The organism is uncultured Veillonella sp., from assembly GCF_963524655.1.
In the GTDB taxonomy this organism is placed as follows: Bacteria; Bacillota; Negativicutes; order Veillonellales; family Veillonellaceae; genus Veillonella.
Genome location: NZ_CAURHA010000063.1, coordinates 1 through 4,229 on the forward strand (window position 1 = coordinate 1; position 4,229 = coordinate 4,229).

Genomic DNA, 4,229 nt, shown 5'->3' on the forward strand with positions numbered 1-4,229 from the left:
TTGACTATTTAATTAGCTATTTGTGTAGCTCTTCATATAGTTGAAGTATAGGTATTTATTGTATTTTAGGAGGTAAGTATGTCTGTAAAAGATTTCGTACAAAAACGCCGTGAAGCATTAATTGGAATGCGCCGTGATTTTCATAAGTATCCTGAAACTGCTTGGCTAGAATATCGTTCTGCAGCTAAGATTGCGGAAGCGCTCATTTCCTTGGGTTATGATGTAGCGTTAGGCGAAGAAGTTCTTGATTTGGATTCTCGCATGGGCTTGCCTAGTAAGGATGTTATGAGTGCTGCTATGGCTCGTGCCATCGATGAAGGTGCGAATCCAGAGTTAGTAGAAAAATTGGGCTTTGGTAAAACAGCGATTGTAGCAACTATGAAGTTCAGTGATGGCGGTCCTGTAGTGGCATTCCGTGTAGATATGGACTCTAATGATGTTATCGAATCTAAAGAGGCTAGCCATGCACCGGTTAAGGGTGGCTATCGCTCTTGTCATGATAAAGCGATGCATGCTTGTGGTCATGATGCACATATGGCAATGGGTATTGGTCTTGCAGAATATGTGGCAGAGCATAAAGATCAATTCAAAGGTACTATTAAATTGATCTTCCAACCTGCAGAGGAAGGCGTGCGCGGTGCTAAAGCGATGGTTAACGCCGGCGTAGTAGATGATGTAGACTACATGTTTGGTTTGCACATTGGCTTCAATGAAAACTATGCAAATTGTTTTGCTTGTAGTAATCATGGCTTCTTGGCTACTACAAAACTTGATGCTGTGTTCCACGGTTATGCTGCTCATGCTGGTAGCTCTCCAGATAAAGCGAAAAATGCAATGCTTGCAGGCTGTACAGCAGTGCTTAATTTACAAGCCATTGCTCGCCACGGTAAAGGCGCTTCTCGTATGAATGTTGGTATTTTTGAAAGTGGTACTGGCCGCAATGTAACGCCGGATACAGCAGTTCTTAAATTAGAAACTCGTGGGGCTACTACAGAAATCAATGATTACGTAATCGGCCGTGCAGAAACTATTATTAAAGCCGCTGCAGAAATGCATGATTGTACCTATGAAATTATAAAACAAGGTGAAACTCCATCTTGTCGTATGAGCGATGAATTGGCTCCTGAAATCCAATCTATTATTAAGCCTCTTGGTATCTTTAGAGACGTTCCATTAGATTATAGTGGCGGCGGTAGTGAAGACTGTGCATACTTCTTGAATCGCGTAATTAGCCGCGGTGGCATGGGCACGTATATGCTAGTAGGCTCCGCTATTAAAGCTCCACATCACAACCCACTCTTTGATATCGATGAAGAGGATATGCTTAACGGTGTTATTGCATTAGGAACTATTGCAGCTCACTATTTGAAATAATATAGATTGTGAGGTTTGTTATGATTCAACGGGAACGCTTAGCTAACGATTTTGAAGCTATGTCACACTTTACTGCACCTGGTGAAGGCATTAATCGCCTTGCTTTCACCGATGCAGACTGGGCAGGCCGTCAATATATTATAGATCGCATGATTGATGCGGGACTCGCTGTTGAAACGGATGGATTTGGTAATGTCGTCGGTTATAAAATCGGTAAGAAGCCTGAATTGCCAGTAGTCATGGTTGGCTCTCATACGGATAGCGTTCCTAATGGGGGCAATTACGACGGCGTTGTAGGTGTATTGTCTGCCATTGAAGCCGTGCGTAGTATGAATGATGATGGTTTTGACCACGATCATACGATTGCTGTTGTGTCCTTTATGTGTGAAGAGTCTGGCCGCTTTGGGGATTCCACACTGGGGAGTAAGGCGATGCGCGGTGAGTTGACCGTACAAGACTTACATCGCTTAGCAGATAAACAAGGCACTTCCTTATACGATGTTTTGAAAGGTCGCAACTTAAATCCAGATGAAATTGAGCAGGTGGAATACAAGCGACCTGTAAAATCTTTTACAGAAATCCACATCGAGCAAGGCAAGGTACTAGAGCACGAACAGAAACGTATCGGTATTGTCACTGGAATTGCAGCACCAGAACGGTTTTATGTGACCATTCGTGGTAATGCGGACCATAGTGGGGCTACGCCGATGAACTTGCGCCATGATGCACTCTGTGGAGCGTCCAAAATTATCCTTGGTATCGAGGAAATCGCTGCCATGCAAGAGGAACCTCCAGTAGTAGGCACTGTCGGTATTGTAGAGGTTACACCGGGGGCGATGAACGTCATTCCTGGAGCAGTGAAGCTAGGCGTAGATATCCGCAGTATCTCTGAGGTTGCTCGCAACTCGGTGGTTACATTGGTTAAAGAATTTATCGATTTCACTGCTGAAAAACGTGGCTTATCCTATACGATTGAACCTATTGCACAAGATCATCCAGTAGCGATGCATCCTGCTATGATTAGAGAAATTGAAGAGGTTGTTACATCGTTAGGCGTAGAATATATGGCTCTGCCGAGCGGTGCTGGTCACGATGCCATGCATTGGGCTGACGATGTGCCAACGGGCATGATCTTTATTCCATGCCTTAATGGGATTAGTCATAATCCAGCGGAGTATGCTGACATGGATGATATCGTAATGGGTGCTCAAGTGCTAGATAATGTACTACGCAAACTTAGCCTAGAGGCTACACAACTTGCTTAAGAGTAGTTAACGTTGTATATGTAAAAGTGTGTGTCAGAATGTGTATGTAGGAATGTATATTTCTAGGATTTTCTCTGGTAGAGTTTCGAATCTACTTGCACTAGGAATATGCAGATTGGAGAGTTTATGGTTATTGCTGGTGTTGTTATTGTAGTGGCAACATTTATTGCTATTATTAAACAGTATGAAACGCGGCTCGTTCTCTTATTGTCGGGTTTATTAATGTGCTTTATTGGTGGGCAGCTTGGTGCTGGTACGACAGCTTTTGTAAAAGAACTTACAAATCCTGGTCTTGTACCAACTATTTGTACAGTGCTTGGTTTTAGTTATGTTATGGAATACACAAAATGTACAGAACACATGGTGTATTTCATCTCTGCAGGCCTTAAAAAGATGACTAAAATCATCATTCCAGCTGCTGTTATTATTACGTTCTTGATCAATATTGCGTTACCTACAGCGGCAGGCTGTGCGGCAGCGGTTGGTGCGCTCTTGATTCCAGCTCTTATTCGCTCTGGTGTACATCCTGCCATGGCAGGTTCTGCTATTTTCTTAGGTACATGGGGTAGCTCCTTGAGCCCAGGCCTTATGTTTAACCCTCAAGTAGCACAACTAGCGGGTGTAGATGTAATGACAGTTATTGCGAGCTTCTCCATGCAAGCCATGATTGGTATCGTAGTAGCCGCAATCTTACTTAACATCGTAGCTATCGTTAAGAAAGAACATACAGGGTATGTGATGAAAAATGATACTGCTGAGGAAGGTAAAGAGTTTAAAGTAAATTATCTCTATGCTATTATCCCTATCATTCCTCTTGTATTGCTTGTACTAGGCAGTAAACAAGTGGCAGTGATTCCGGAAGTTTCCGTTCCTGTATCTATGCTCATCGGTACAGCAATTGGTATCGTAGCGGTTCGTCCTAATGTAACAGAAGCGGTGAAGAAGTTCTTCCGCGGTACTGGCGATGGTATGTGTGATGTAGTAGGCCTCATGGCTGCTGCAGCATGCTTCACAGCTGGTATGCAACTGATTGGTCTTACTAGTGCTCTTATTGATGGAATGAAGAACTCTCAACAAATCGCTCAAATTGGTGCGGCCTTTGGTCCATTCTTGTTGGCTGTTATCTCTGGTTCTGGTAATGCAGCAGCCCTTGCTTTTAATGGTGCTGTAACACCACATGCAGCAGACTTTGGGTATGGCATCATGGAACTTGGCTCTATGGCGCAAATCGGTGCAGGCATCGGTCGCAGTATGAGTCCAGTAGCAGGTGCAGGTATCATCGTCGCAGGTATTGCGGGGATTAATCCTATGGAAATGGCGAAGCGTAATGCAGTGCCATGTATCATTGCGACAGTAGTCATTATGCTATTGTTACTATAATTAAATAGAACTATGGTAGTGCTTTAAACTGAGATTTAAATTGAAGTTTAGATAAGACTATATAAACTAAACCCCGTCATGATTATCTATGTCATGACGGGGTTCTTTGTTTTATAATTTAGTTTTTCGTCTATAATTAAGTTTTTAATTCCATGATTTTTTCGTATCTTTTATAAAAATAGATATAAACAAAATTTATGGATACCAAAG

The 4,229-nt window shown here is 42.7% G+C and carries 3 protein-coding genes; all 3 read left to right on the top strand.

Features of this window, described 5'->3' with window-relative positions:
* The first annotated feature begins 78 nt into the window (after positions 1-78).
* A complete protein-coding gene (locus tag RYM16_RS08780; protein WP_314983369.1) occupies positions 79-1,374 on the top strand; it encodes an amidohydrolase in 1,296 nt (431 codons plus the stop codon).
* 20 nt (positions 1,375-1,394) lie between these two features.
* Entirely contained in the window at positions 1,395-2,639 is a 1,245-nt protein-coding gene (locus RYM16_RS08785; RefSeq protein WP_314983370.1) for a M20 family metallo-hydrolase, read from the top strand.
* Between the two features lie 126 nt (positions 2,640-2,765).
* Positions 2,766-4,019, top strand: coding sequence for a C4-dicarboxylate transporter DcuC (gene dcuC, locus RYM16_RS08790; RefSeq protein WP_314983371.1), 1,254 nt, complete (start codon positions 2,766-2,768; stop codon positions 4,017-4,019).
* Positions 4,020-4,229: the final 210 nt, after the last annotated feature.

Coding starts and splice junctions, on each gene's coding strand:
- RYM16_RS08780 (WP_314983369.1), top strand. CDS start 79: ATGTCTGTAAAAGATTTCGTACAAAAACGCCGTGAAGCATTAATTGGA.
- RYM16_RS08785 (WP_314983370.1), top strand. CDS start 1,395: ATGATTCAACGGGAACGCTTAGCTAACGATTTTGAAGCTATGTCACAC.
- dcuC (WP_314983371.1), top strand. CDS start 2,766: ATGGTTATTGCTGGTGTTGTTATTGTAGTGGCAACATTTATTGCTATT.